Source organism: Bullifex sp. (assembly GCF_034103065.1).
Taxonomy (GTDB): domain Bacteria; phylum Spirochaetota; class Spirochaetia; order Sphaerochaetales; family Sphaerochaetaceae; genus Bullifex.
Map to the genome: position 1 here is coordinate 1 of NZ_JAXEGN010000114.1, position 22,530 is coordinate 22,530.

General features: G+C 33.2%; 24 protein-coding genes. 10 read left to right on the forward strand and 14 right to left on the reverse strand.

The features are described 5' to 3' along the window. Nucleotides 1-419: 419 nt before the first annotated feature. Genes ispF through SOY52_RS04485 form a run of 3 tightly spaced genes read right to left on the reverse strand, consistent with a single transcriptional unit; the run spans nt 420 to nt 2,163 of the window. Nucleotides 420-881, reverse strand: coding sequence for a 2-C-methyl-D-erythritol 2,4-cyclodiphosphate synthase (gene ispF, locus SOY52_RS04475; RefSeq protein ID WP_320847781.1), 462 nt, complete (start codon nt 879-881; stop codon nt 420-422). Continuing rightward, nucleotides 878-1,666: an IspD/TarI family cytidylyltransferase gene (locus tag SOY52_RS04480; RefSeq protein WP_320847782.1), complete on the reverse strand. Its 789-nt coding sequence runs from the start codon at nt 1,664-1,666 to the stop codon at nt 878-880. The genes ispF and SOY52_RS04480 overlap by 4 nt, the downstream gene beginning before the upstream one ends. Further along, complete coding sequence (locus tag SOY52_RS04485) at nt 1,666-2,163, reverse strand: CarD family transcriptional regulator (protein ID WP_320847783.1); 498 nt, start codon at nt 2,161-2,163, stop codon at nt 1,666-1,668. Before SOY52_RS04485 ends, SOY52_RS04480 begins: the two co-directional genes overlap by 1 nt. A gap of 213 nt (nt 2,164-2,376) precedes the next feature. On the opposite strand from SOY52_RS04485, the gene malQ reads away from it, so the two are divergent. Genes malQ through SOY52_RS04505 form a run of 4 tightly spaced genes read left to right on the forward strand, consistent with a single transcriptional unit; the run spans nt 2,377 to nt 6,309 of the window. After that, nucleotides 2,377-3,891, forward strand: a complete 1,515-nt coding sequence (gene malQ / locus SOY52_RS04490) for a 4-alpha-glucanotransferase (RefSeq protein ID WP_320847784.1) — start codon at nt 2,377-2,379, stop codon at nt 3,889-3,891. After that, the gene (locus SOY52_RS04495) at nt 3,888-4,598 is read left to right on the forward strand and encodes an RsmE family RNA methyltransferase (RefSeq protein WP_320847785.1); all 711 of its coding nucleotides are present in this window, start codon (nt 3,888-3,890) and stop codon (nt 4,596-4,598) included. The genes malQ and SOY52_RS04495 overlap by 4 nt, the downstream gene beginning before the upstream one ends. A 12-nt stretch (nt 4,599-4,610) precedes the next feature. After that, a complete protein-coding gene (thyX, locus tag SOY52_RS04500) occupies nt 4,611-5,432 on the forward strand; it encodes an FAD-dependent thymidylate synthase (protein WP_320847786.1) in 822 nt (273 codons plus the stop codon). 37 nt (nt 5,433-5,469) lie between these two features. Further along, nucleotides 5,470-6,309 carry a pectinesterase family protein gene (locus SOY52_RS04505; RefSeq protein ID WP_320847787.1) on the forward strand — a complete coding sequence of 280 codons (840 nt, stop codon included), beginning with the start codon at nt 5,470-5,472 and terminating at the stop codon, nt 6,307-6,309. Here SOY52_RS04505 and SOY52_RS04510 read toward each other — a convergent pair. Both SOY52_RS04510 and SOY52_RS04515 read right to left on the reverse strand, forming a co-directional pair. Further along, nucleotides 6,302-7,231, reverse strand: coding sequence for a putative ABC transporter permease (locus SOY52_RS04510; RefSeq protein WP_320847788.1), 930 nt, complete (start codon nt 7,229-7,231; stop codon nt 6,302-6,304). The genes SOY52_RS04505 and SOY52_RS04510 overlap by 8 nt on opposite strands. A gap of 36 nt (nt 7,232-7,267) precedes the next feature. After that, nucleotides 7,268-8,515, reverse strand: coding sequence for a spore photoproduct lyase family protein (locus SOY52_RS04515; RefSeq protein ID WP_320847789.1), 1,248 nt, complete (start codon nt 8,513-8,515; stop codon nt 7,268-7,270). 45 nt (nt 8,516-8,560) lie between these two features. Between SOY52_RS04515 and uvrC the strand changes: the two genes are divergently transcribed. Continuing rightward, nucleotides 8,561-10,333 carry an excinuclease ABC subunit UvrC gene (gene uvrC, locus SOY52_RS04520; RefSeq protein WP_320847790.1) on the forward strand — a complete coding sequence of 591 codons (1,773 nt, stop codon included), beginning with the start codon at nt 8,561-8,563 and terminating at the stop codon, nt 10,331-10,333. Here uvrC and holA read toward each other — a convergent pair. Beyond that, nucleotides 10,292-11,356 (reverse strand): DNA polymerase III subunit delta, encoded by a 1,065-nt coding sequence (holA, locus tag SOY52_RS04525; protein ID WP_320847791.1) that lies wholly within the window; start codon nt 11,354-11,356, stop codon nt 10,292-10,294. The two genes, uvrC and holA, sit on opposite strands and share 42 nt — an antisense overlap. Continuing rightward, a complete protein-coding gene (locus SOY52_RS04530; RefSeq protein WP_320847792.1) occupies nt 11,349-11,936 on the reverse strand; it encodes a LexA family protein in 588 nt (195 codons plus the stop codon). Before SOY52_RS04530 ends, holA begins: the two co-directional genes overlap by 8 nt. Nucleotides 11,937-12,025: 89 nt before the next feature. Between SOY52_RS04530 and trkA the strand changes: the two genes are divergently transcribed. Continuing rightward, the gene (trkA, locus tag SOY52_RS04535; RefSeq protein WP_320847793.1) at nt 12,026-13,390 is read left to right on the forward strand and encodes a Trk system potassium transporter TrkA; all 1,365 of its coding nucleotides are present in this window, start codon (nt 12,026-12,028) and stop codon (nt 13,388-13,390) included. Next, on the forward strand, nt 13,387-14,841 hold the full coding sequence (locus tag SOY52_RS04540; RefSeq protein ID WP_320847794.1) for a TrkH family potassium uptake protein: 1,455 nt from the start codon (nt 13,387-13,389) through the stop codon (nt 14,839-14,841). The genes trkA and SOY52_RS04540 overlap by 4 nt, the downstream gene beginning before the upstream one ends. Nucleotides 14,842-14,890: 49 nt before the next feature. Here the strand turns inward: SOY52_RS04540 and SOY52_RS04545 are convergent, their stop codons facing one another. From SOY52_RS04545 to SOY52_RS04575, 7 genes are all read right to left on the reverse strand, one after another. Next, the gene (locus SOY52_RS04545; RefSeq protein ID WP_320847795.1) at nt 14,891-15,187 is read right to left on the reverse strand and encodes an HPF/RaiA family ribosome-associated protein; all 297 of its coding nucleotides are present in this window, start codon (nt 15,185-15,187) and stop codon (nt 14,891-14,893) included. 69 nt (nt 15,188-15,256) lie between these two features. Next, nucleotides 15,257-16,645 (reverse strand): RNA polymerase factor sigma-54, encoded by a 1,389-nt coding sequence (gene rpoN, locus SOY52_RS04550; RefSeq protein ID WP_320847796.1) that lies wholly within the window; start codon nt 16,643-16,645, stop codon nt 15,257-15,259. Continuing rightward, nucleotides 16,642-17,382 carry an LPS export ABC transporter ATP-binding protein gene (gene lptB / locus SOY52_RS04555; protein ID WP_320847797.1) on the reverse strand — a complete coding sequence of 247 codons (741 nt, stop codon included), beginning with the start codon at nt 17,380-17,382 and terminating at the stop codon, nt 16,642-16,644. The genes rpoN and lptB overlap by 4 nt, the downstream gene beginning before the upstream one ends. Then, nucleotides 17,375-17,995, reverse strand: a complete 621-nt coding sequence (locus tag SOY52_RS04560; RefSeq protein ID WP_320847798.1) for an LptA/OstA family protein — start codon at nt 17,993-17,995, stop codon at nt 17,375-17,377. The genes lptB and SOY52_RS04560 overlap by 8 nt, the downstream gene beginning before the upstream one ends. After that, nucleotides 17,992-18,519, reverse strand: a complete 528-nt coding sequence (lptC, locus tag SOY52_RS04565; RefSeq protein WP_320847799.1) for an LPS export ABC transporter periplasmic protein LptC — start codon at nt 18,517-18,519, stop codon at nt 17,992-17,994. Before lptC ends, SOY52_RS04560 begins: the two co-directional genes overlap by 4 nt. Continuing rightward, nucleotides 18,516-18,923: a SoxR reducing system RseC family protein gene (locus SOY52_RS04570; protein ID WP_320847800.1), complete on the reverse strand. Its 408-nt coding sequence runs from the start codon at nt 18,921-18,923 to the stop codon at nt 18,516-18,518. Before SOY52_RS04570 ends, lptC begins: the two co-directional genes overlap by 4 nt. Continuing rightward, nucleotides 18,920-19,729 (reverse strand): TIGR00282 family metallophosphoesterase, encoded by an 810-nt coding sequence (locus SOY52_RS04575; protein WP_320847801.1) that lies wholly within the window; start codon nt 19,727-19,729, stop codon nt 18,920-18,922. Before SOY52_RS04575 ends, SOY52_RS04570 begins: the two co-directional genes overlap by 4 nt. Before the next feature lie 80 nt (nt 19,730-19,809). On the opposite strand from SOY52_RS04575, the gene SOY52_RS04580 reads away from it, so the two are divergent. From SOY52_RS04580 to SOY52_RS04590, 3 genes are read left to right on the forward strand one after another with little or no spacing between them, the layout of a single operon-like run. Further along, nucleotides 19,810-20,586, forward strand: coding sequence for a threonine/serine exporter family protein (locus SOY52_RS04580; RefSeq protein WP_320847802.1), 777 nt, complete (start codon nt 19,810-19,812; stop codon nt 20,584-20,586). Next, nucleotides 20,583-21,014, forward strand: a complete 432-nt coding sequence (locus SOY52_RS04585; RefSeq protein WP_320847803.1) for a threonine/serine exporter family protein — start codon at nt 20,583-20,585, stop codon at nt 21,012-21,014. Before SOY52_RS04580 ends, SOY52_RS04585 begins: the two co-directional genes overlap by 4 nt. Beyond that, complete coding sequence (locus tag SOY52_RS04590) at nt 21,014-22,150, forward strand: MFS transporter (protein ID WP_320847804.1); 1,137 nt, start codon at nt 21,014-21,016, stop codon at nt 22,148-22,150. The genes SOY52_RS04585 and SOY52_RS04590 overlap by 1 nt, the downstream gene beginning before the upstream one ends. Nucleotides 22,151-22,530 lie beyond the last annotated feature (380 nt).

A 22,530-nucleotide genomic window follows, 5' to 3' on the forward strand; every position in this document is an offset into this window, starting at 1 on the left:
GCTTCTTTCTTTTCAAGCTTAAGTTTTGTTTCCTTAACTCGTTTCATATAACCTCAAAACTGATTACTCTGATTTTCTATGTATTTTTTTACTATTTCAACATAGAAAGAATGATTTTATACTATATGAGCAAGTTCTGTACTGAACAAGATTTATCTTTATAATTTATTATATCACATGCATATGTTTTAGCAATTACTATTTTGCGCTTTCATCTTGGTAATTGAATTACCGAGGATTCCCGCTTAATATCCTAAAACTTGTTAATTGTGGAAATATTACACTCAGCTTTGCAATTGAAAAATACAGGATGATCAAAAGAAAAATTTATGACTATTGCTAATAGCTTAGGTAAAAAAATCGAATTTACAATGCCCCATCTAGAGTGTTTTCTTATATAGGACATTGTAAAATGGCTTCTAATTTATTAAAAGGGTTACTTCTGCAGCTATTGCATCTCCACTTCCTAGTTCACCTAGAATATGCTCTGCCGTTTTTGCTTTAACAGAAATATTGCTTACATCTATATTTAATAAAGAAGCTAAGCTTTCTCTTATTTTTAATATGTGTGGTCCAAGTTTTGGACGTTGCAAGATTATATTGCAATCAATATTGATAATTTCAAATTTGCTAAGTTTTAAGGTTTCTTTTAATAGTAGCTTACTATCCATATTCTTATATTTCATATCAGAAGGTGGAAAGTATGTTCCAATATCACCTAAAGCCTTAGAGCCAAGAAGTGCATCAATTAGTGCATGAATTAAAACATCGCCGTCAGAGTGAGCATCTTCACCTTTATCGGATTCAATCTCTATTCCTCCAAGCATTAGAGGACGTCCCTCTTTCATTCTATGGAGATCAAAGCCTTGTCCTATTCTCATGAATTCATCATCCTTCTAAATGTTTCATTTGCTTCTCTTGAAGCTCTACCTTTTCTTCTATTTTCAATGTAAGAAGAAATTTGTTCTCGAGCGTTTTCAATATCACTTTCATAGGTAATTTTAATATTACTCTCATCTCCTTCACATACCAAGCAAGGATAACCTGCTTTAACATAAAGTTCAGAGTCATCAGTTGCATTTACCTCTTTAAACTTCTCATGAGCCTCATATAGCTTTTCAAATTCAAAGAATTGAGGTGTTTGAACTCTTACTAGACCACTTCTAGAAGGACACTCAATAATAGCACCTGTTTTATCAATTCTTCTAATTGAGTCAGTAACTGGAAGTGCTGGAACGGCACCAGATGATGTAAATGCTGTTGCAAGAATATTAATAATTAGTTTAGGAGTAACATAAGGTCTTGCTCCATCTTGGATTGCTACGTAATCAAAAGGGATATTAACACACTTTAATTTTTCTACAGCTAGGCGAACAGACTCTTGTCTTGTTGAGCCTCCTTTAACAAAGAACATAGGAATTGTATTAATATCAACTAAGTCTTCAAGTGCAACAACTGTTTCGTCTAGACTATCTTCTTTGTAAGTTACTACTACAGCCTTTAATGAAGGAATTTCAAAAAAAGGCTCTGTTGCTCGATATAATACAGTGTGTCCATCAATTGATAAAAATTCTTTTTTTACACTTTCTCCATCTTCAAAAGCAGATGAAAAACGTAAAGAAGAACCAGCTGCAGTAACAATTAAAGCAAAACTTGGAATACTCATTAACTTTCTAATCTTTCAAGAATCAGGGTTGAGATTTGCTCGATATCCAAATTCATCGCAATTGAAGCTTCTTCAATTAGGAGATTTAATGCACTTTCGTATAGTTTTTTTTCTTGGATAGGGAGCTCCTTGACCTTTGAACGATGATACAGCGTCTGAACTACTTTTGCAATGGAATTAATTGATCCATCATGTATTAGTTCCTGATTTCTATGAAGACGTTCCTTCCAATCAAGATTATTGAGAGTATCTTTATTTGTAATTCCCATTATAGCATCTGTTGCTTCTTTTTTGGAAACGATAGAGCGTATTCCTATATCTTTTGCTCTTTTTACAGGTATTAAAATATTCATATCTGTATTTTTGAGATAAATTGAGTAGTAACTTTCAGAGATACCATTATGTTTCTTTTCTGTGATTGCTTTGATGATTCCCATGCCTTGTTCAGGGTATACAACATGGTCACCAATATTGAATGTATTACTAGTCGTTTCCATGTATCAACACTATCATATTATCCCCCAAAAATCAAGTATATATATTCTATATAAAAAATTATACAAGGATACATCACTATATTTTGTTGTAAATAATGATGCGTATTTTAGATTCTTATGAATAAAGTAAGCAATAATTTATTAATAAATAAAAAGCTTAAAATAATGTTTAGATAATTGTAAAACAGATAAGCATGACCTATACTCAAAGCTATGAAAGAAAGTGTTAGAAAAGCCGGAGTATTGCTCCATCCAACAAGTTTACCTGGTAAATATGGAATTGGAACTATTGGTAAATGTGCTTATGATTTTGTAGATAAGCTTTATCAAGCTCATGTCGAGTTGTGGCAAGTATTGCCACTTGGCCCAACAGGATTTGGGGATAGCCCATATGCAGCAAGATCTACTTTTGCTGGTAATGAACTCTTAATTGATCTTGAGACACTCTATGAACATGCTTTGTTAGATGTAACAGATTTAATGGGAAAGGCATTTGTGTGCGATAGAGTTGATTACGGTAAGGCTAGAGATTTCAAAATGCCATTACTTAAGAAGGCTGCTGAAAACTTTTTGAAAAACCCAACTGAAGATTATGAGAAATTTAAAGCTCAAAAGGCTTGGTGGCTTGATGATTATGCTCTCTACCAAGTTTTAGCTCAAGTTTATAATGATTCTAGATGGTTTGTTGCTTGGCCTATTGATCTAAAAAAGAGAAAGAAGAGTGCTCTTGATAAGGCAATTAAAGAATATGCTCATGAAATTGAATTATTTAAAGTTTATCAATATTTCTTCTTTAAGCAGTGGGGTGCTTTAAAAAGCTATGCAAATGAAAGAAACATTCAGATAATTGGAGATATCCCAATCTTTGTTGCACCAGATAGTGTTGATGCCTGGACAAATACAAAGCTCTTAAAACTCGATAAAGATTGTAACCAAGAAGTATCCTCAGGTGTACCACCTGATGCATTCTCTCAAACCGGACAGCTTTGGGGAAATCCTTTATATCGCTGGAAGGAACATGAAAAGACTGGTTTTGAGTGGTGGATTAGCAGAATCAGAGAAACTCTTAATATGTGTGATATCGTTAGAATAGACCACTTTAGAGGTTTTGCTGCTTGTTGGGAAGTTCCAGCTGATGAAGACACTGCTTTAAATGGAAAGTGGGTTGAAGCACCAGGACAAAAGCTACTTGATGCAATTAAAGCTGCTCTTGGTGATAATTTACCTATTATTGCAGAAGATCTTGGGGTAATAACTGAGGATGTTGAAGCCTTAAGAGATGATAATAATCTTCCAGGTATGAAGATTTTACAATTTGCATTTGGCTTTAATGAAGATGGAGGATTTGATACAACAAATGCTTACCTCCCTCATAATTGTGATTACAACAGTGTTATCTATACCGGTACTCATGATAACAATACTACTAGAGGCTGGTATTTTGACTTAAGTGATAAAGATAAAGACTATGTTAGACGTTACTTAGAAACAGGTGATGATGATGTAGTTTATAAACTTATCAAAGAAGCTGTTGCATCAAGATGTAAGTATGCAATTATCCCAATGCAGGATTTACTTTACCTAGATAGTAGTGGAAGAATGAATGTTCCTTCAACTTGTGGAACATCTAACTGGTCTTGGATTATGAGTAAAGAAGCTCTAGCGGATGAAAATAATTTAGATCGTTATCGCTACTACATCGATTTATATGGTAGGTATAATGCGTGAATATCATATTATTTGATAAAAACGTAAGACAATTTAATGCATCAGATGAAAGGTATGAGCACCTGAAAAAGGTGCTCCATGCTGAAGTAGGTACTTCATTTCGTGGCGGTGAAATTAATTCCTTTTCAGGTGAGTGTACAATTACAGCTGTTAGTAAAGAAAAAATAGAATTTGATTTTCTTCCTGCAAAGCTAGATAGTACACTTTATCCTCTTACTGTATTGCTTGCTCAAGTACGCCCAATTTGCATGAAAAGGATTTTAAGAGAACTTGTTTCTTTAGGTGTTGAAAGACTAATATTAACACGCTCTGATTTAGGTGAAAAAAGTTATGTGGAGTCTTCACTTTATACTACTGATGAGTATAAAACTATTATGATTAATGGAGCAATGCAAGCTGGACACACTGGAGTTAGTGATGCTATTTTTGCCTCAAGTGTTGAAGACGCTCTAAAAGAAATAAGCCTTGATACTACTTGTCTATTACTTGATAATGTTGTGGGGTCACAAAAATTTAATCAGTTGTCATTAACAGATAAAAAGGTATGTATTGCTATTGGCCCTGAAAGAGGTTGGAGTGATAGAGAGCGAAAGTGTTTACTTGAAAGAGATTTTATACCTGTATTAATGGGAAATAGAATTTTAAGAACTGAAACAGCAAGTGTAGCTGCTACTGCTCTAGCTTTAGAACATATGAATTATATTTAAGGAGAATAATTAATGGCACATTGTATCTCAGAAGAAGCTGAAAAGATATTAGATAAGGAATATAAAGTTCTTGATAAAGGTTTTGTTCGCCTTGTTGATTATCTTGGTAATGATGAAAGAATTGTACAAGCTGCACGTGTAAGCTATGGAAATGGCACAAAAAGCTATCGCCAAGATAAAGGTTTAATAAACTATTTATTAAGAAATGACCATACCTCTCCATTTGAGCAGGTTGTTTTCACATTCCATGTAAAAGCACCAATCTTTGTTGCTCGCCAATGGGTAAGACATAGAACTGCAAGAATTAATGAAATTAGTGGCAGATATTCTGTAATGAAGGATGAGTGCTATGTCCCTGAAAGTAATAAAATAGCACTCCAAAGTGAGGATAATAAACAGGGAAGAAAAAATGAGGCTGTTAGTAGTGAGGTTGCTCAAAAGGTTCAATCTATCTTAACAAATAATAGTCAGGAAACATTTAATGCTTACAACGAACTCCTTGATATGGGTATTGCTCGTGAAATTAGTAGAATTAATCTTCCTCTATCAATGTACACTGAATTCTATTGGCAAATTGATTTACACAACTTATTTCATTTCTTAAAGCTTCGCCTTGATGCTCATGCTCAATATGAAATTAGAGCATATGCTGAGGTTATGCTTGAAATGGTTGAAAAAGTTTGTCCAATAGCTACTGAAGCCTTTAAGAACTTAAAGCTTGGTTCTGTTACTTTCAGTGAAAGAGAATTAAAAGCTATTAAGGATATGTTAGAGGGAAAAGAAGTAGAGCTTGAAAAAAGAGAAAAAGAGCTATTTGAAGCTAAACTAAAGTAATTTATTTGTAAACCATTTTAATCTGGAGAATGTGAATATGTTTGAATTAACTGTTGCTAAGGATGGTTCAGGAAACTATACAACAATTCAAGAAGCATTAAATGCTGTTGAGTATCGTGAAAGTGCTGTAATTTATATTAAAGAAGGCATATATCGAGAAAAACTCTTCTCAGATAAAAAGGATTTAACTTTAATTGGCGAAGGTAATGTATTTATTACTTATTCAGATAGTGGTAGAGAAATTTTAGATAATAACTTAAAGAGAGGAACCTTTAGAAGTTATAGTGCTTTTTTTTCTGGTGAAAAAATAAAGCTTGAAAACCTTATAATCCACAATGGCGCAGGTTCTGGTCACGATGTTGGCCAAGCTATTGCTCTATATCTTGATGTAGATGATGCAAAGCTTTCTAATGTGCGGTTAATTGGTAACCAAGATACCTTGTTTTTATCCCCACTTCCTGAAGAAGAAAGAGAAAAGAGAGGCTTTTACGGCCCAAGATGTTTTTCAGAGAGGAAAAGAAAACACTCTGTGTTTGAAAACTGCACAATATCTGGAAGTGTGGATTTTATCTTTGGTGGAGGCGATGCAATTTTCAGAAATTGTACAATTGTTAGTACTGACGATGGCTTTGTTACAGCTCCATCTGGTAAAAAGGATTGGGATGGATTTTTATTTGAGAAGTGTGAGTTTATATCTTTAATGAATAAAAAGGAAAATGTCTATTTAATGAGACCATGGAGAGACGAAGGTAAAGCAAAATTTGTAAAGTGTACCTTTGGTCCACATATAAATAGAAAAGGCTTTATCCCATGGCCAAATAGAGAGGATAAAGCCCATTTATCTACATTTGAAGTTAAAGATTGTATATTTAACTAAACTCTAAATTAGCATATATCTTTTCAAGCCTTTCATCTGGAAAGCGTTTATCAAGGAGTACTTCAATCTTATTTGAAGGCTCCTTATTGTTTATTCTTTCAGCCCATCTATATACTGCCAAACCTGATACCAAACTATTAAATAAAATAAATACAAACAAAATCCAAACTGTAATCTTACCAAATTTGTTAGGTATATATAGTATTACCGAAGCAATTCTTGGATATAGCTTTTTTATCCAAAGTATTCCAAGTAAGCCCCAGAAAACCGAGTACAAAAGACATATTCTACCATTTATATTAAATGGAATATTGGAGTAGTCCCAACTTGTAGAGCCAAATACCTTTTCTTGGAAGTAGGAGCAAAGATATTCAACAACGCTACCTGTTAGAAATCCTCCGAGGAAAGAAAATGACCATGAACGGTTCCTATATTTGTATAAGGCAAGGGTAAGTACTAGAGCTCCAATACCATAGACTAAATTAAATGGACCATATACTAAACCTGAACGTGATTCAAAGTATCCATTTTTTATATAGCACCAAGCAAGCTCGATAACTACACCAAAAAAGCATCCTGAGAAAAATATTAAAAATAGCTTATAAAAGTTAATCCCCTTTGCAAAATGCTCTCCTAGTGTTTCTTTATAATCGATAGTGCCATTTGCAGGAGCATTCTTGATTCCAAAGTGAGATTTACTACTTTTCTCTGTATCCTTTAGCCTAGTTGATAGCTCATCAGAAGCTTCAACAAGGTGTTTATGAGCTTCCTTATAGCTATCAGCAAGTGTATTAAGTTTTTTAATTTCTCTATTAATATCTCTATAAAGTTTTTCTCTTTCTTTGTCAGAAAGAGTTTCTTCTTGAGCTAGAGCTTCATAATAAAGGCTTAATCGTGAGTTAAGTTTTTCTTCGTTGTACATAAGAATAATATATTAAATATTTTGATTTAAGTAAAACTAATTACCTTTAAAAGCCTTAATCTTACCTAGATAGTGATTCCTCATATCAGTTTCAAAATCCTTATCACAGTTATATTCTCTATTCAAGCATGGCATCCATAGTTTTGGATCTTCCATACAGAGATAGAAAAAGACGTTTTGTTTAAATTCTTTTGAAAAATAGGAATATATAGTTTTAAACATCTCTTCTTTTATTTCATAGTTATATGAATATTTACCTGCAGCTTCTACTAATGGTATTTCTAGAACCCTTGAAGGTGTTCTATGGGTTCTTAGGTGCTGAAGAACTGCTTTAGTAAAAGTAAGTGTTCCAAAGCTAATCATCATTACTTCATTTGGAGAGAAGTTTTCCTCGATTTTTTCAACAACTTCTTTATACTCCTTTTCCCATCCTTTGAAATAAACCATTGGATGGATGTGAAATCCAACTAAATTCTTATTATCTCTTGCAAGACGTGCGCAATTAATACGTTCATCTAAGCTTGCAGTTAAATGCTCTTCCTTTTCAATGATAGTAGGCGCATTTAATGACCAAGTAAAAACCATGTTTGGGGGATAAGGTTTATCAAAAAAATCATGTCGAGAGCTTTTGCTTTTTAATTCAATTACGATATTTTCATGCTTTTTTGCAAAGTTAGATAGACTAGTTAAAGTGTTATAGGAATCACCTAAAAGGAGGGAATCAGATGCTTGTCCTGTTCCAATGTGCCATATTGTTGATAAATCAATGTTTTCTAAACTTTTTTCTAAATTTCCTACAACCTTTATCTTATTTTGGCTATAAAATGATTGCACTGAGCAATAAGCACAGCCAAAGGAACACTGCATTGCAGCATCTAAAGTTGTAAGCTTACAACACCTTGTCTTTTCACCATCAACAGGACATGGACACTTACCAAATAGCTTTAAACCATCATTTGAGATAACTTCTATATTATCTTTTTTCCTTCTAATTACAGGTGGATAAAAGGTTGAATAATCTGTTGGAGTATACTTAAGTAGATTAAGTTTATCTTCTACCTGTTTAACTATCTCCTGTGCTCTTCTCTTTCCTTGTAATTTATCTATTTTTTCAAAGTCTAAAAATTTAAAGATATCATCTTCAAGAAATAGTTCTAAGTCAGCACTTGCTTTTAATAAGATTAACATTTGTGCTTTAGTTAGCTTATAATTATCAAATAATTCTTGTAGTTTTTCTCTCTTTGAAGAAGAAAAAGACTCTAATAGTTCATTAAACGCATCCATGATAATACCTTTCTAAATTAACATTTAATGGGTATTATATAGCTTATGAGTGCAAAAGACCAAGCCCACAAGCTTCCTGAAAATCCTGGTGTTTATATGATGAAGAACACAGATGACACTGTCATCTATGTTGGTAAAGCTAAGAATTTAAAAAGAAGAGTATCTTCATACTTCCTTCCAAATCGAGATGCTAAAACTACTGCTTTAGTTGCTAAAATTGATCATATTGATTACATCATCACTGGAAATGAGTATGAGGCTTTAGTCTTAGAGAATAATTTAATAAAAAAATATAATCCTCACTATAATATTTTATTAAAAGATGGAAAGAGCTATCCATTAATTAAAATTACAAATGAAGAGTATCCTCGAGTATATAAAACAAGAAGAATACTCCCTGATGGTGCTTCCTACTATGGTCCATTTCCAAAGGGGAAGCAGCTAGAGGATTATGTTGAGTTAATTAGATCTACATACCACTTAAGGCTTTGTTCTGGAGTTCTTAAAAAGCGTGATAAACCATGTCTTTACTACCACATTCATAAGTGTTTAGGACCTTGTATTGGTAATGCAAATAAAAAGGAATACTCAGAAGAAGTTGCTGAGATAAAAGAATTTTTATCAGGAAATGATCAAAAAGGGTTAATTAGACTTAGAAACCTTATGATGAAGGATGCTAAAGAGCTAAAGTTTGAAGAGGCTGTTAAGAAAAGAGAGTTATTAAAATCCCTTGAATCAGTAATGAGTGAGCAAGCTGTGCAAGATAATAGTGGGGAGAGTCGTGACTATGCTGCTATCGAGATGCGTGGCCCTCTTTGTAGTGTTGCAATAATGCAAATTAGAAATGGTAATTTAATTGGTAAAGCACTCTACAGAGCCGAAAGTATGGGTGATGAAACCGAGATTCTACTGAGCTTTTTAGTTCAATATTACTCTGATGGTGAGTCTCTACCATCTGAACTATACGTTTCTCATGAAATCGATACAACATTAATTTCTGAGTACTTTAAAAAAGAATTACATATGCCACTTTATATTGGTTTTCCTAAAGAAGGTAAACACTATCGTATATTGCGTATGGCTGAGGTTAATGCCAGTGAAGATGTAGAAAAAAGAATGTGTGCAATAAATAATTCTCCAGCTCTTGAGAGAATGAAGGAGTTATTAAACTTGGATAAACTACCAATTCACATTGAAGGCTTTGATATTGCTCATTTAGCTGGTAAATACACTGTTGCCTCCTTAATTGTATTTAAAAATGGTAACCCAAGTGTTAAGGACTATAGAAGGTTTAATATTAAATCTTTAAATGGCAAAATTGATGACTTTGAATCTATGAGAGAGGCAGTAACAAGGCGCTACACAAGGCTTTTAAATGAAAAGCAAGAACTACCAGATTTACTGCTAATTGATGGTGGTAAGGGGCAAGTTCACGCTGCAATTGATATGTTAGAGGTCTTAGGTATAGATGATATACCTGTAGTTGGTCTTGCAGAGAAAAATGAAGAATTAGTTTTCCCAGATGATAGGCCAAACTTAGTTTTAGATAGAGCAGATAGTGCTTTAAGAGTGCTTATTGCAGTAAGAGATGAATGTCACCGTTTTGCAACTAGTGCTAACCAAAGAATGCGAAGCAAGGAAGCTTCCTTTGCCTTACTTGAATCTATAGAAGGAGTTGGAAAAGTTAGAAGTAAGAGAATCATGGAAACTTGTGGAAGTGTAGAAAAGATTTTAGAGCTTGAAAGTAGTGAGCTTGCTAAAAAATGTTCAATACCTCTAGATGTAGCTGAAAGAATCATCCATAAGCTCACGCTCTAACTTAATTGTAGTTTGTTTTCCTTTATTAATAATTATAGTGTAAAGCATGCATTCTAGGATAGTTTTTACCATTTCCTGTGGCGCCTTTCTTACTTCTGCATCCATCATTTCAAGATAACGAATTATTTCATCGCAATCTTTTTCACTATATTTTTTTAAGGCTTTAGAGTAGGTTGCTTGGTCATTTGGATTAAAAATACCCTTGAAATCAAAAGGGGAGGTTTTTAATGATCCAACCTGCTTAAATGCATTAAAGAGAGTATTGGTTTTTACTTGCACATGTAAATCTTCAAGCATTCTAAAGCTTTTACCTAATGCTGAAAGTGTTGCAATTGCACCATCAGAACGTGTTGTAAGAATCTTCGCAAGAGATGCCTCTGCACCTTGTAAATCACAATTTGCTATGTGGGCAAATAGGGTTTGAGGAGTTTCTTCTCTTGTGTGTGCAAGAAATTTTGATACATCCTCCTCATCAATTATTTTTTCATCTTTCTTGGCAAAATAGTCGATAACTGGGTAACAGAATGTTCTAATTTCTAGAGTATTGTTTTCTACTAATGAAAGAATCATAGTGGTTGCTTCTGGTGTTATTTTGAAGCCTTCACGACGAAATAGATTAGTTACATAGTACTTCTTTTCATCTTCCTTCATTTCATAAAAAGCAATTAAATTCTCTTTTTTTATAAGAGATGTTAGTTCTGTTGGAAATTTTTTTGAAGAAACCTCATTTGAGGTAATTATTAATACAGAGTCTTCTTCATCCTTTTTTAAATACTTAATTAATTCATTAAGTAGTGGTCCCTTTTTTACATCATCAAAGTTCTTTAAAAATACGAGTTTATAGCTTGAGAAAAGAGATGAGGAAGATAGTGCATCAGCAAGAGTTTCTGCATCTGTTTCAAAGGTGAATAATAATACCACCTCGCTATCTGGATGTAGGCTTAATATTTCTTTCTTTTTTTCAATTATCCAATCTTGTTTTTTGCCTTCTTCAGGTCCAAATAGTAAGTATGCTTCACTCATAGTTTCTGATAACCTTAGTTAATATACCATATATTGTGATTTCTTTGCATACTTTGGATGGAATGTTATCATTTTCAGGAACAAGCAATATTCTAGATGCTTGGAGAGTATAACGTCTTATCATTACCTCTTCTGTACTATTTACCATACAAATAATGATATCATTTTCTTTTGCAATTTTAGATTTTCTAAAAATTAACTTATCATGAGGAATTAGGCCTGCATTCTTCATTGAGTCATCACCCATCTCGATAGCAAAATAGTTTACATCATCTTCTATAAATAAATTACTTACAATTAATTTTGACATTCTTCCATCTTGGAGGTGATAATCAAGCTCTAATGCTTTTAGTTGTTTAGTATTTCCATCTACAATTGAAATAGATCTAGCAGTTTTATCTCTTTTAATTATATTTTTTTTCTCAAGGGCCTTTAGATGGTCAAATACAGAGGATGGAGCAATTTCAAAGTGAGAACCGATGTCTTCAAGTGAAGGAGATCGGTGGTGTTCATTTATATATGTTTTAATAAATGAATATATTTCTTCTTGTCTCTTTGTAAGATTATTTTTGCTCGCCATCGCTTTACTATAGCATGAAAGTTGAAAGTGTTACAAATTGCGAAATGAGCCATTTGCGTACATGATTGATATTAGCTATACTAAAGTATATGAAGGTTTTGATAATTGGAGCTGGAAGACGTGGATTAAGATTAGCACGTCACTTAATCGAGGAAAAAAAATCTGTTACATTTTTGGATATTTCAAGTGATAGATGTCAAAGTGCAATTAGTAAACTTGACTGCTTAGCTGTATGTGGTTCTGCAACTAACATTGATAGATTAATTGAAGCAGGTGTTGAGGAATCTGATGTTGCAATTGCTGTTACGGATTCAGATGAAGTAAATCTTGTTAGCTGTGGCCTTATTGTTGCTAATTTCCCAAATGTAAAAAAAACAGTAGCTGCAATTAGAAGTATTTCTTATTTATCAAACAATGATGATGAGCATACAACTTCAATTTTGGGTATTTCAGATATTGTAAACCCTGATAGTGAAGCTGCAAAAAGAATTATTGATGTTGTAAGAAGTGGCCTTTACCATGACACCATTACATTCCCTGATACAGACTTTTTGCTCTTTACTCTCCATATTTCTAGAAAGAGCCCATATGTTGGAAAAACATTAGCTCAGTTTAGAACCTTATTTACAGGTAATATTGCTGTTACAGGTATTTATAGAAAGGGTAAAGCAATTCTTCCTTTTGGTGATACAGTAATTAAGCATGGTGATGAAATTGCAATCATTTGCGATAGTGATGATACTTTATCTGTTTTTAATGTTACAGGTTCTCCTGTTGTTAGTAAGAAAATATCAAGAGTAATTCTTGTTGGTGGAACAAGGGTAACTAGAGCCTTAATTACTCGTCTTACTCCAGAAGAGAAAAATGTAATTACTTTAATTGAAAAGGATCCTGCTACTGCTGAAGATTTTTCTAAGCTTTTCCCAGATATCTTGGTCATTAATGGTTCAATTACAGATGAGTCTCTTTGGGATGATGAAAATTTGGAGGATAGTGATATTTTAATTAGTTTAACTGAAAACGATGAATTAAATATCATTACTGCTTCCTATGCAAAAAAACTTGGAGTAAAGAGGTCTATAGCTCTTATTAAGACAAATCCTAACTATATTTCGTTAGCTAGACAGTTTGATATCGATGCTCCAATTTCTACTACTGAATCAACAGTTGATACAATTGTAAAGCATCTTAGAAGTGGTAGTATTATGAGTCTTCATACGCTTTTTGATGGTAACTTAGAGGTATATGAGTATAAAATTAATTCTAATTTTGAATATCTCGGTAAAGCATTGAAGGAAGTTAATCTTAGAGGTAAAGCAATTATTGCTGGCGTAAAAAGGAGTAATGGAGAATCCTTCGTACCAGATGGTAACTATGTATTCTCAGAAAATGATACAGTACTTTTATGTTCAACCCATGATAAGAGTGAGTATGTCCAGGAGCTATTCAAGTGAACGTAAAATCGGTTGTTAAGTTACTTTGCTTTATTCAGCTATTTATAGCACTTTTAATGTGTATTCCTTTTTCACTTTCATTTGTATATCAGGAGGAATTAGCTTCTAGAGCATTTGGTTTTACCATTTTATTAATGGTTATTATCCATACTGTGTTACTTCTTTTTTTACGTAAGGAACCCATTAAGATAAAAGCAAAGGATAGCTATTTGTTTGTTACTTTAACTTGGGTTATTGCAACTGCTTTTGGTGCTCTTCCACTATATTTAACTAAGACTCTTCCTACTTATACAGCTTCATATTTTGAGATAATGTCAGGTTTCACAACAACTGGAGCTACTGCTCTTGCTTCGATTGAAGATAAATTTAAATCAATTTTGTTTTGGCGAGGTATGACAAACTGGCTAGGTGGTATGGGTATTGTAGTACTCTTTGTTGCAATCTTACCATTTATGGGTGTTAGAGGTGTAAACCTAGTTAGTGCAGAATCTGTAGGTCCTACAAAGGATAAACTTACTCCTCATATCCAACATACCGCTATGATTTTATGGGGAATTTATGTAGGTTTTTCCGCTTTAGAAGTAATATTCCTCCTGTTAGGAAAGCTTTCTCTATTTGATGCGGTAACAGTTACCTTTGGTACTATGGGAGCAGCAGGATTCTCTGCAAAAAATAGTTCAATTGGTGGATATAATTCTAGTTATGTAGATTGGGTTGTTATTGTATTTATGACAATTGCCGGTATGAACTTTGCTCTATTTTTTAAAGCAATTCAGGGAAGAATAGATAAGGTAATTAAAGATGCTGAATTTAGAGTATACATTAGTTTAATTGCTGTTTTCACAACAATTGGAACGGTATCATTACTTCTTAACAAAATATACCCAGATGTACTTACTGCAATTCGTTACTCCGCTTTCCATGTAATTAGTGTATTAACTACAACTGGTTTTGCCATTTGTGATTACACCTCCTGGCCAGTATTTAACCAAATGCTACTATTTTTACTATTCTTTGTAGGTGGCTGTGCTGGTTCTGCTGGTGGTGGAATGAAGGTTATTAGAATATCGACATTAATTACACTTGCTAAAAATGCAATAAAGAAGCGTTTACATCCAAGGGCAGTTGTCCAAACTCGCTTAGGTGGTGATATCATCGCACAGGATACAACACTTTCAATTGCGGGCTTTATTGGAGTTTATTTATTAACAGGCTTTGTCGGTGCATTAATTATTTCAACTTCAGGAAGATCATTAGAGACTTGCTTATCTGCTGCATTCTTATTTGTTGGTAACATTGGAATTGGACTTGGTGATGTTGGTCCTGCTGGAAACTTCTCAATATTTTCTCCACTAATTCAATGGACTGCTTCATTTTTAATGTTAGTTGGAAGACTTGAACTCTTTACAGTTTATGCACTATTTTCTAAATCCTTTTGGAAGAGGGGATAAAAATAATGGAGTGCACATTGCACTCCATTAATAACTATCATGTAATAGATTACTTATCCATTACCTTTTCTTTTTCTTTCTTTGCTACAGCTTGAATTTTATCAGCAATAAGCTCAATGCCTTCGTATAGCTCATAGCAATCGTAGCTTACAATCTTTTCTGTTTTCCATCTGAAGTGAAGTATTGCGTCAATATGGAATCCGATACCCTTACTCTCACGCTTTATTGCGATATCGAGATCATGGAGATAATCATCTGCAAATGAGAGCTTTTGGAGCTTCTTGTCAATAAAGTCCTTAGTCTCTTGACTTGGTACATAGTTAATGCCTCTAACTGTTAGATTCATATTTTACCTCCCGATAAATTAATTTATACCTTAATTATACTATCGAAATAGAGGAAATCAAAGAAAATCTTAAACTCCTCTAATAAATGATGAATCAATTGCCAACTCCTTACGATATTTATTAACAGTACGACGAGCACAGCTAATACCTTTTTCTGCTAACATATCACTTATTTTTTTGTCTGATAGAGCTTTTTCTGTAGTGTTATTTTCTATTATCTCTTTAATAATATCTTTAATTGCAGTTTTACTTACACTTACTCCTGTATCTTCATTTTGAATACCACTAGGAAAAAGTTCCTTAAGTTGGAATACTCCCCAATCGGTATCAATGTATTTACTTGTAGTAATTCTACTTACAGTTGTTTCATGAACTCCTATTTCATCAGCAACTTGTTTTAGTGTTAATGGTTTTAAACTTCTTGGTCCAAAGAGAAAGAAAGATTTTTGCTTTTCCATTAATACTCTTCCAACCTTCTCTAACGTTGATCGTCTTAAGGCAAGCTGATTTATTAAATTATCTGCAGAATTTACTTGGCTTTTTAAGTACTTGCTTGCTTCTTTTTCCTCTTTATTATTTGATTTAGAATACTCATCAAGCATTTGCTGATATTGACTATCGATTGAAACAACTGGAAGAGTTGAGTCATTTAATCGCATTACGAGTTTTCCATCTTCAACCTTGATGGATAAATCAGGGATAATGGTGTTATCCCAAGAACTTGAATACTTTAAACCAGGGTAGGGGGTTAATGTTTTTAAATAGTCAAAGAGTTCATTTAATTCTTCTTCATCTATTTTAAGGGCTTTACTTACTTCTTTTACCTTACCAGCCCTCATTTTTTCTAGATTATCATTTACAAGAAGAGAAAAGGTCTTTAATTCATCACCTTTCATGCCATCTTCTTTTGCTTGGCATATTAATGATTCCTTAAAGTCTCTGCAACCAACGCCAGCAGGCTCTAATGAGTGAATTATATCTAATGCTTTATCAAGGTATTCTTTATCCTTTGCTCCTATTAACTCTTCCGGAGGAGTGGTAAAAAAACCTTTATCATCGAGTGATGAAATTAATATTTCACAAACTCTTTTTATATTATCATCAATCTTTAGAGTACCAAGTTGTTTATTTAAATGTTCTTCTAGACTTTCCTCTTCTTTTACAGCACCTTCCATCCAAGCTTGATAGTTATCTGATAAATCTGAACCATAGGCTGCTGAATCAGAGTAGTCTTCATAACGGTCTTTACGTGAGTATTTATCTAAATACTCTTCATAGCTAACCCCATTATCTCTGTTTGGTTCTTCAACTACTAATGTTGGATTCTTACCTGCTTCTTCCTCTATCTTTGCAAGTAATTCATTTAATGGGAGAGTCATTAACTCAAGGGACTGAAGCATTTGAGCATTTAGTCTAAGCTGTTGCTTTTGAGTAAGGGTGAGTGAGGATTCTATCATTTTATCTCCTCTTTCATAAAGTCTTGCCCAAAATATATTTCTCTTGCAAGTTCATTGTTAATTAACTCGTCCTTTGTTCCATAAACAAGGATGTTACCTTCATTTATAATATAGGCACATGTTGTGATCTCAAGAGTATCACGTACATTGTGGTCAGTTAATAAAATACCAATCCCTTGGTCTTTTAGTTTTCTAACAATTTGCTTAATTTCATAGACTGCTTTTGGATCGATACCTGCAAAAGGTTCATCAAGAAGTAAGAATTTCGGATTAGTAGCAAGAGCTCTTGCAATTTCGGTTCTTCTCCTTTCTCCTCCAGATAGAGTATAACCATATTGCTTTCGAAGTTTAGTAATACCAAATTCTTCCATTAAGGATTCAAGTAATTCTTTTTTCTCAATTTTTGAAAGATCATTTCTAGTTTGAACAACTAACTTAATGTTATCTTCAACCGTTAGCTTTCTAAATATGGAGCTTTCCTGAGGTAGATAACTTAATCCTAATTTTGATCTTTTATGCATAGGAAGATTTGTAATATTTTCGTTATCTAATAAGATTTTTCCACCATTACTTTTGATAAATCCTACTATCATATAGAATGTGGTAGTTTTACCTGCTCCATTAGGTCCTAATAGTCCTGTAATAGAGCCATTTTCCATAGAAAAAGAAATACCCTTTACTACCTGCTTCCTTCCATAAAATTTAGATAAATTTTCAACTGAGAGAGTATTAGCCATTTACTTCTCCTTGAATTTTACCTTCAAGATTTATTTCTTGAGTATCGATATCAATAGAAATTAAAGCAGCTTGATAATTATTATTATTCCAATTAACAGATGCATTTCCAGCAAGAATTAAGGTATTTGTTTTTCTATTAAAAGTTATCTTTTCTGCTCTAGCACTTAAAATACCTGAGTCTGTGTTTTTCAGTAGGCGTGCAGACATTTCAAGTGATAATATTTCTTCTTTTAAATCATAGTTTACAGCAAAAGAGGAAGCTTCAAGTTCATTAATGCTATCTGAAACCTCACACCATGTAGAGATAATTAATCTTTCACCACTTCTATCGTAGTAGAGATTAGAGGTTTTTATTAATAGACCTTTTTCTTTGTCTTCAATTGTTATTTTTCCACTACATTCAACTTGGGAGTAATCATCTCCTTGAAGCGTTATTGTAGAAGCAGTAATTTTCATCCCTTCTGCAGTTACAGTTGCTCCTTCAGTTAGTGAAACAGTTTTTCTACCTTCTTTCAAAGATACCTTTGAGTATCCTCCAGAAAATGTTACAGGAGATGAAATTAGATTAAAAGATAGTGATGCTAATAGAATAAGTAGTACTATTCTTTTCATTCATTTACCTCCCCAGAAAAAAGCTCTTTCATTTCTAAGCTCATTTTTGTCAGGTCAGCATAAAGCTTAACCCCCTCCAAACGACCACCGGGAAATGATACAGATACATAACTATCTGAATTAACACTATTATCCCTGCTGTCAAAAGTAAGTGATTCCGTTTCTATTGACAAGTTATCTTTATGTTGTTTTAAAGAAGTTTGACCAGAAAACGAACAAACTTTATCTTTTGTATTAATTTCACCTCTTCCTGCATAACCAGAGATATATAGTTCACCACTTTCATCAAGCTGCTCAAATGAAACATCTTCAACTAATACTTTATCACTTGAGAGATAGACTTTCATCTCTTTTGCATGAATTTTTATTGGTTCACCTTCGCCTGTTGAAAGGGTATATGTGGTGTTATTTAAAATCATATCAGGCATCTCAAAGTCTTGAAGAGACACACTGGCTGTGTTCTCTTCTTTTGCACATCCCGTTAAGAGAACTAATAAGGTAAGGAAAATGAGGATATACCTCATTTATCCTCCTTCTTTTCTATAATTGTTGGTAAAAATTCTTTTTTTCTTAATTTAAAATAAACACATGAGATTAAAAAACCAATTGCAAGTCCTACTAGTGCAGATACAAATTGATAAACTTCATTTGAAGTAAAAAATGCTGCACTTACGAATAGTGGAATAAAGAAACAAATTAAAGGAAAGAATAATGACATAAATGATGAAAGTATTGTTCTTCCTGTTGGCATATCAATTAAGGCTTTATCACCGTCTTTAAGTTTTATATTATCTGGGTTTTCGACAATGAATTCGTAATTCTTACCACGGCAAAAGAGTGAACTTTTGCATCCTTCACACGCATTTTTATCGCATGATACCATAATATTGCCATCGTTTGTTTTATGAACAGTTACTTCTTTTTTCATTTTGAAACCTCTGGTCTTTCAACTGCAACCTTTTCTTTAATTACTTCAATTTTTTCGGCATTACCATCATCTGAAATAGTAACTAATACACCTTGTAGCTCACAATCTTCCCATGCCTCATGACTTCTATCAGGAAGCGCAGTCATTAGTTTTTTTATTTCATATTCAGGATTAAAGCCTCCAGCTGATAGTGTTGAACCACATCTACCATTATCACTGATAAATGCACATTTACCAATAATTTTGCTATCAGAAGTTAATACTTTTGAGTGTGTTGAAATTACAGCAGATACTCTATCCTTAAGATAGTGTGCTAATGTAGCACTCTCAGCAGTAGTTGCACAATGGAATTGGATTAAGAAAATATCTGCTTCTGCACTTAATTTTGAGAGTATCATATCAGCAAAATTAAGTGGGTTCACAACACATATTCTAGAAAAACCACTTGCACCAAGGATATTTATTATTGCAACTCTTTTTCCATTTATCTCTACAATTTTATAACCTTTACCTGGCGTTTTTGGAGGGAAGTTTGCTGGCCTAAGCACATAACTACACTTAGGGAAAAAATCTACCATATCTAGCTTATAAAAGATTTTCTCTCCACCTGTTTGTAAATTAATTCCAAGGTGTGAAAGCTGCATTGAATGTGCCTTACCAAGTCCAAAGCCGTTAGTGGCTCCTTCTGTGTTTGCAATAACAAAATCAGCACCAACTTTATCCTTTAATGCCTTTAAACCATTCTTTACAGCTAATATACCTGCTCTTCCAACTACTTCACCTAAGAAAAGAACTTTAAAACTCATAGCAATAAGAATAATAGTAATTATCAAAAGGTGCAATAAACTATAGTCTTACTCTTAGCTTTTGGATAGAATTGATTGTCATGGATAGCGTTACACACATTCTATCAATTGCTATGGAAGCGGGTAAAATAATGCTTGAAAACGGGGCAGAGATTTATCGCGTCGAAGATACAATGGCTAGAATTTCAAAATATTATGGTGCTAAGGACCAACATTTTTTTGTATTAACAAATGGTATTTTTGTTTCTGGGGAAGAAATTGATGGAAAGGCTTTTGCTAGAGTAGAGCATATCCCTGTTCATGGTGCAGATCTATCAAAGGTAATTGCAATTAATCAGCTATCTAGAGAGATTAGTCAAGGTAAATATACTTTAGATGAGGTTGAAAAAAAACTTGAAGAGATTCGTAATAGTAAAAATAGACCATTTATTATTCAAGTTTTAGCCACTGCACTTGGTTCAGGGTGTTTTTCTGTATTACTTAATGGATCATTAAGAGATGGAATATGTTCATTTATTTCAGGTATAGTTCTTGGCTTTTTTATTACAATCATTTTTAAACCATATCTTTCAAAAATATCTGGAAATATTATTGGTGGAATGCTTGTAACTCTAATATGTGTTCTTTGCAAGCACTTCGGATTTGCAGATTCATTAACCAGTATGATTGGAGGTAGTGTAATTCCATTAGTTCCAGGAGTTGCATTTGTAAATGGTATTAGAGATATTGGAGATGAAGATTATATTTCTGGGTCCGTAAGACTTTTAGATGCAATGCTTGTTTTTTTATGTATAGCTGTAGGTGTTGCTGCTGTATTAATTTGCTATGGTAAGTTAACAGGAGGGATAGTACTTTGAGTATTAACATTATTATTGCAGCTTTCTTTGGAACTGTAGCATTTGCAATTTTATATGATATCCCTTCTAGATATTGTTTTGTTTGTGGTTTATGTGGCTTAATGGGGTGGATAATATACTCTTTACTTACTCCTCCTATGGGCGAACTAGTTGCAGTATTTATAGCAACTATAGGGATAGCCTTAGCTAGTAGGTTTTTCGCAGTTTGGCAAAAGTGCCCTGAGATAGTTTTTTTAGTTTCAGGAATTTTCCCAATAGTTCCTGGTGCTGGTATTTATTGGACCGCTTACTATCTAGTTGCAGGGCAAATGACTCAAGCTGCAGATAGCGGCATAGGAGCATTAAAAATATGTTTAATGATGGTTTTAGGTATAGCAATTGTGCATGAGCTTCCACAAAAGCTATTTTCAATTATAAGGAGAAAATAATGGGTAGGCTTATTACTCTTTCGATTTCAGCACAAATTGTTGTAGCTGCATTTAGTCCATATTTACAAATTATTTTTAGAAATAAAGGTTATTCCCACTCTCTTTGTGGCGTGTTATTAGCATTGTGCCAGTTCGCAGCAATTATTATTCCTTTATTAATTTCATCTATTTCTGATAAGACAGGAAAAACAAAGAGCTTTTTACTTTTATGCTCATTAGTTTCGTTAGTTACAGCAATTCCTTTTTTACTTTCAAATAACATTGTTGTGGTTGTAATTGCTTCATTTATCTTAAATGGAGTGTTTTGGTCAATAAATCCTCTTTGTGATGGTTTTATTAATAGAGCATTAACTAACGATACATCTAGATATGGAACAATAAGAGCGATGGGAACTCTAAGCTATGTATGTACACTTGTTCTTTTTGCTTTTATTAAGTTCCCAAATGAAAGTAGTAATAGTTCAATTTTACTTGCAATGATTATTTGTATTTTACTTTTTATCATTGTACTACTAACTACTAAGGAAAATAGTTCTTCGGAGAGGAAAGAAAAAGAAAACCAGGTATTTTCTATCTCTTGGTTTAGTAAGAGTTTTTACATCTTTATGGGGATAGTTGCTCTAACAAGAGTAGGGCAAGCTGTTGTTGAGAAATTATTATCATCATATATGATTGAGGAATTAAACTTAGGAGGATATTTTCTTATCTTTGTTGCCTTAGGTGCGCTTTGTGAGTTCTTTTGCATGATTTTTTTCTCAAGGCTTAAAAGAAATAAGAAAATTACTTCATGGTCAATGCTACTAATTTCAGCAATTGGATTAACAGTAAGATTACTATTATATTTAATTCCTTCTATATATACATTTATTATTGCTCAAATGCTCCATGGCTTAACATTTGGAGTATTGCATGTTGCCGCTACTGGTTATGCAGCTGATAATGTAGCTCCTGAACATTATGATTTAGCAATGACTCTATATTGGTCTCTTGCAACAAATCTTCCTGAGATGCTTGGAGCATTTGCTGGTGGATTTGTTATTGAAGCCTTTGGTTATCCAATGTTGTTCTTATCATATTCAATATTCCCTCTTGTAGCTTGCATACTTTGTCTAACAAATAAAAAACATTTTAAGTAGATTGAAACGGGGGGCAAATGATGTTAATATACCTCTTGCAACCATGTGTTGTCATGCTCCGGTTTTCCCTCAGCACCCCTTTGTGCACTGGAGCATGTACCTATTATTTTAAATAAAAAACTCAGACTTTGATATTATCAGAGTCTGAGAACCATATTTGCCTGTTGGAGGTAAGCACATGTGTACACCTCTAAAAATATGACATAAAGCTATTACTATTTTTATATTTTATGTGAAGAACTATGAAGAAAACACGATTTCCAAATAATTAATTCTTTGGTTTAGTACTCGATAAACTCGATAAACTCGATAAACTCGATAAACTCGATAAACTCGATAAACTCGATAAACTCGATAAACTCGATAAACTCGATAAACTC

What these genes read in the sequence shown, in the direction of transcription:
- ispF (WP_320847781.1), bottom strand. Translation starts at nt 881, where the DNA reads ATGAGAATAGGACAAGGCTTTGATCTCCATAGAATGAAAGAGGGACGT.
- SOY52_RS04480 (WP_320847782.1), bottom strand. Translation starts at nt 1,666, where the DNA reads ATGAGTATTCCAAGTTTTGCTTTAATTGTTACTGCAGCTGGTTCTTCT.
- SOY52_RS04485 (WP_320847783.1), bottom strand. Translation starts at nt 2,163, where the DNA reads ATGGAAACGACTAGTAATACATTCAATATTGGTGACCATGTTGTATAC.
- malQ (WP_320847784.1), top strand. Translation starts at nt 2,377, where the DNA reads ATGAAAGAAAGTGTTAGAAAAGCCGGAGTATTGCTCCATCCAACAAGT.
- thyX (WP_320847786.1), top strand. Translation starts at nt 4,611, where the DNA reads ATGGCACATTGTATCTCAGAAGAAGCTGAAAAGATATTAGATAAGGAA.
- SOY52_RS04505 (WP_320847787.1), top strand. Translation starts at nt 5,470, where the DNA reads ATGTTTGAATTAACTGTTGCTAAGGATGGTTCAGGAAACTATACAACA.
- SOY52_RS04510 (WP_320847788.1), bottom strand. Translation starts at nt 7,231, where the DNA reads ATGTACAACGAAGAAAAACTTAACTCACGATTAAGCCTTTATTATGAA.
- SOY52_RS04515 (WP_320847789.1), bottom strand. Translation starts at nt 8,515, where the DNA reads ATGGATGCGTTTAATGAACTATTAGAGTCTTTTTCTTCTTCAAAGAGA.
- uvrC (WP_320847790.1), top strand. Translation starts at nt 8,561, where the DNA reads ATGAGTGCAAAAGACCAAGCCCACAAGCTTCCTGAAAATCCTGGTGTT.
- holA (WP_320847791.1), bottom strand. Translation starts at nt 11,356, where the DNA reads ATGAGTGAAGCATACTTACTATTTGGACCTGAAGAAGGCAAAAAACAA.
- SOY52_RS04530 (WP_320847792.1), bottom strand. Translation starts at nt 11,936, where the DNA reads ATGGCGAGCAAAAATAATCTTACAAAGAGACAAGAAGAAATATATTCA.
- trkA (WP_320847793.1), top strand. Translation starts at nt 12,026, where the DNA reads ATGAAGGTTTTGATAATTGGAGCTGGAAGACGTGGATTAAGATTAGCA.
- SOY52_RS04545 (WP_320847795.1), bottom strand. Translation starts at nt 15,187, where the DNA reads ATGAATCTAACAGTTAGAGGCATTAACTATGTACCAAGTCAAGAGACT.
- rpoN (WP_320847796.1), bottom strand. Translation starts at nt 16,645, where the DNA reads ATGATAGAATCCTCACTCACCCTTACTCAAAAGCAACAGCTTAGACTA.
- lptB (WP_320847797.1), bottom strand. Translation starts at nt 17,382, where the DNA reads ATGGCTAATACTCTCTCAGTTGAAAATTTATCTAAATTTTATGGAAGG.
- SOY52_RS04560 (WP_320847798.1), bottom strand. Translation starts at nt 17,995, where the DNA reads ATGAAAAGAATAGTACTACTTATTCTATTAGCATCACTATCTTTTAAT.
- lptC (WP_320847799.1), bottom strand. Translation starts at nt 18,519, where the DNA reads ATGAGGTATATCCTCATTTTCCTTACCTTATTAGTTCTCTTAACGGGA.
- SOY52_RS04570 (WP_320847800.1), bottom strand. Translation starts at nt 18,923, where the DNA reads ATGAAAAAAGAAGTAACTGTTCATAAAACAAACGATGGCAATATTATG.
- SOY52_RS04575 (WP_320847801.1), bottom strand. Translation starts at nt 19,729, where the DNA reads ATGAGTTTTAAAGTTCTTTTCTTAGGTGAAGTAGTTGGAAGAGCAGGT.
- SOY52_RS04580 (WP_320847802.1), top strand. Translation starts at nt 19,810, where the DNA reads ATGGATAGCGTTACACACATTCTATCAATTGCTATGGAAGCGGGTAAA.
- SOY52_RS04590 (WP_320847804.1), top strand. Translation starts at nt 21,014, where the DNA reads ATGGGTAGGCTTATTACTCTTTCGATTTCAGCACAAATTGTTGTAGCT.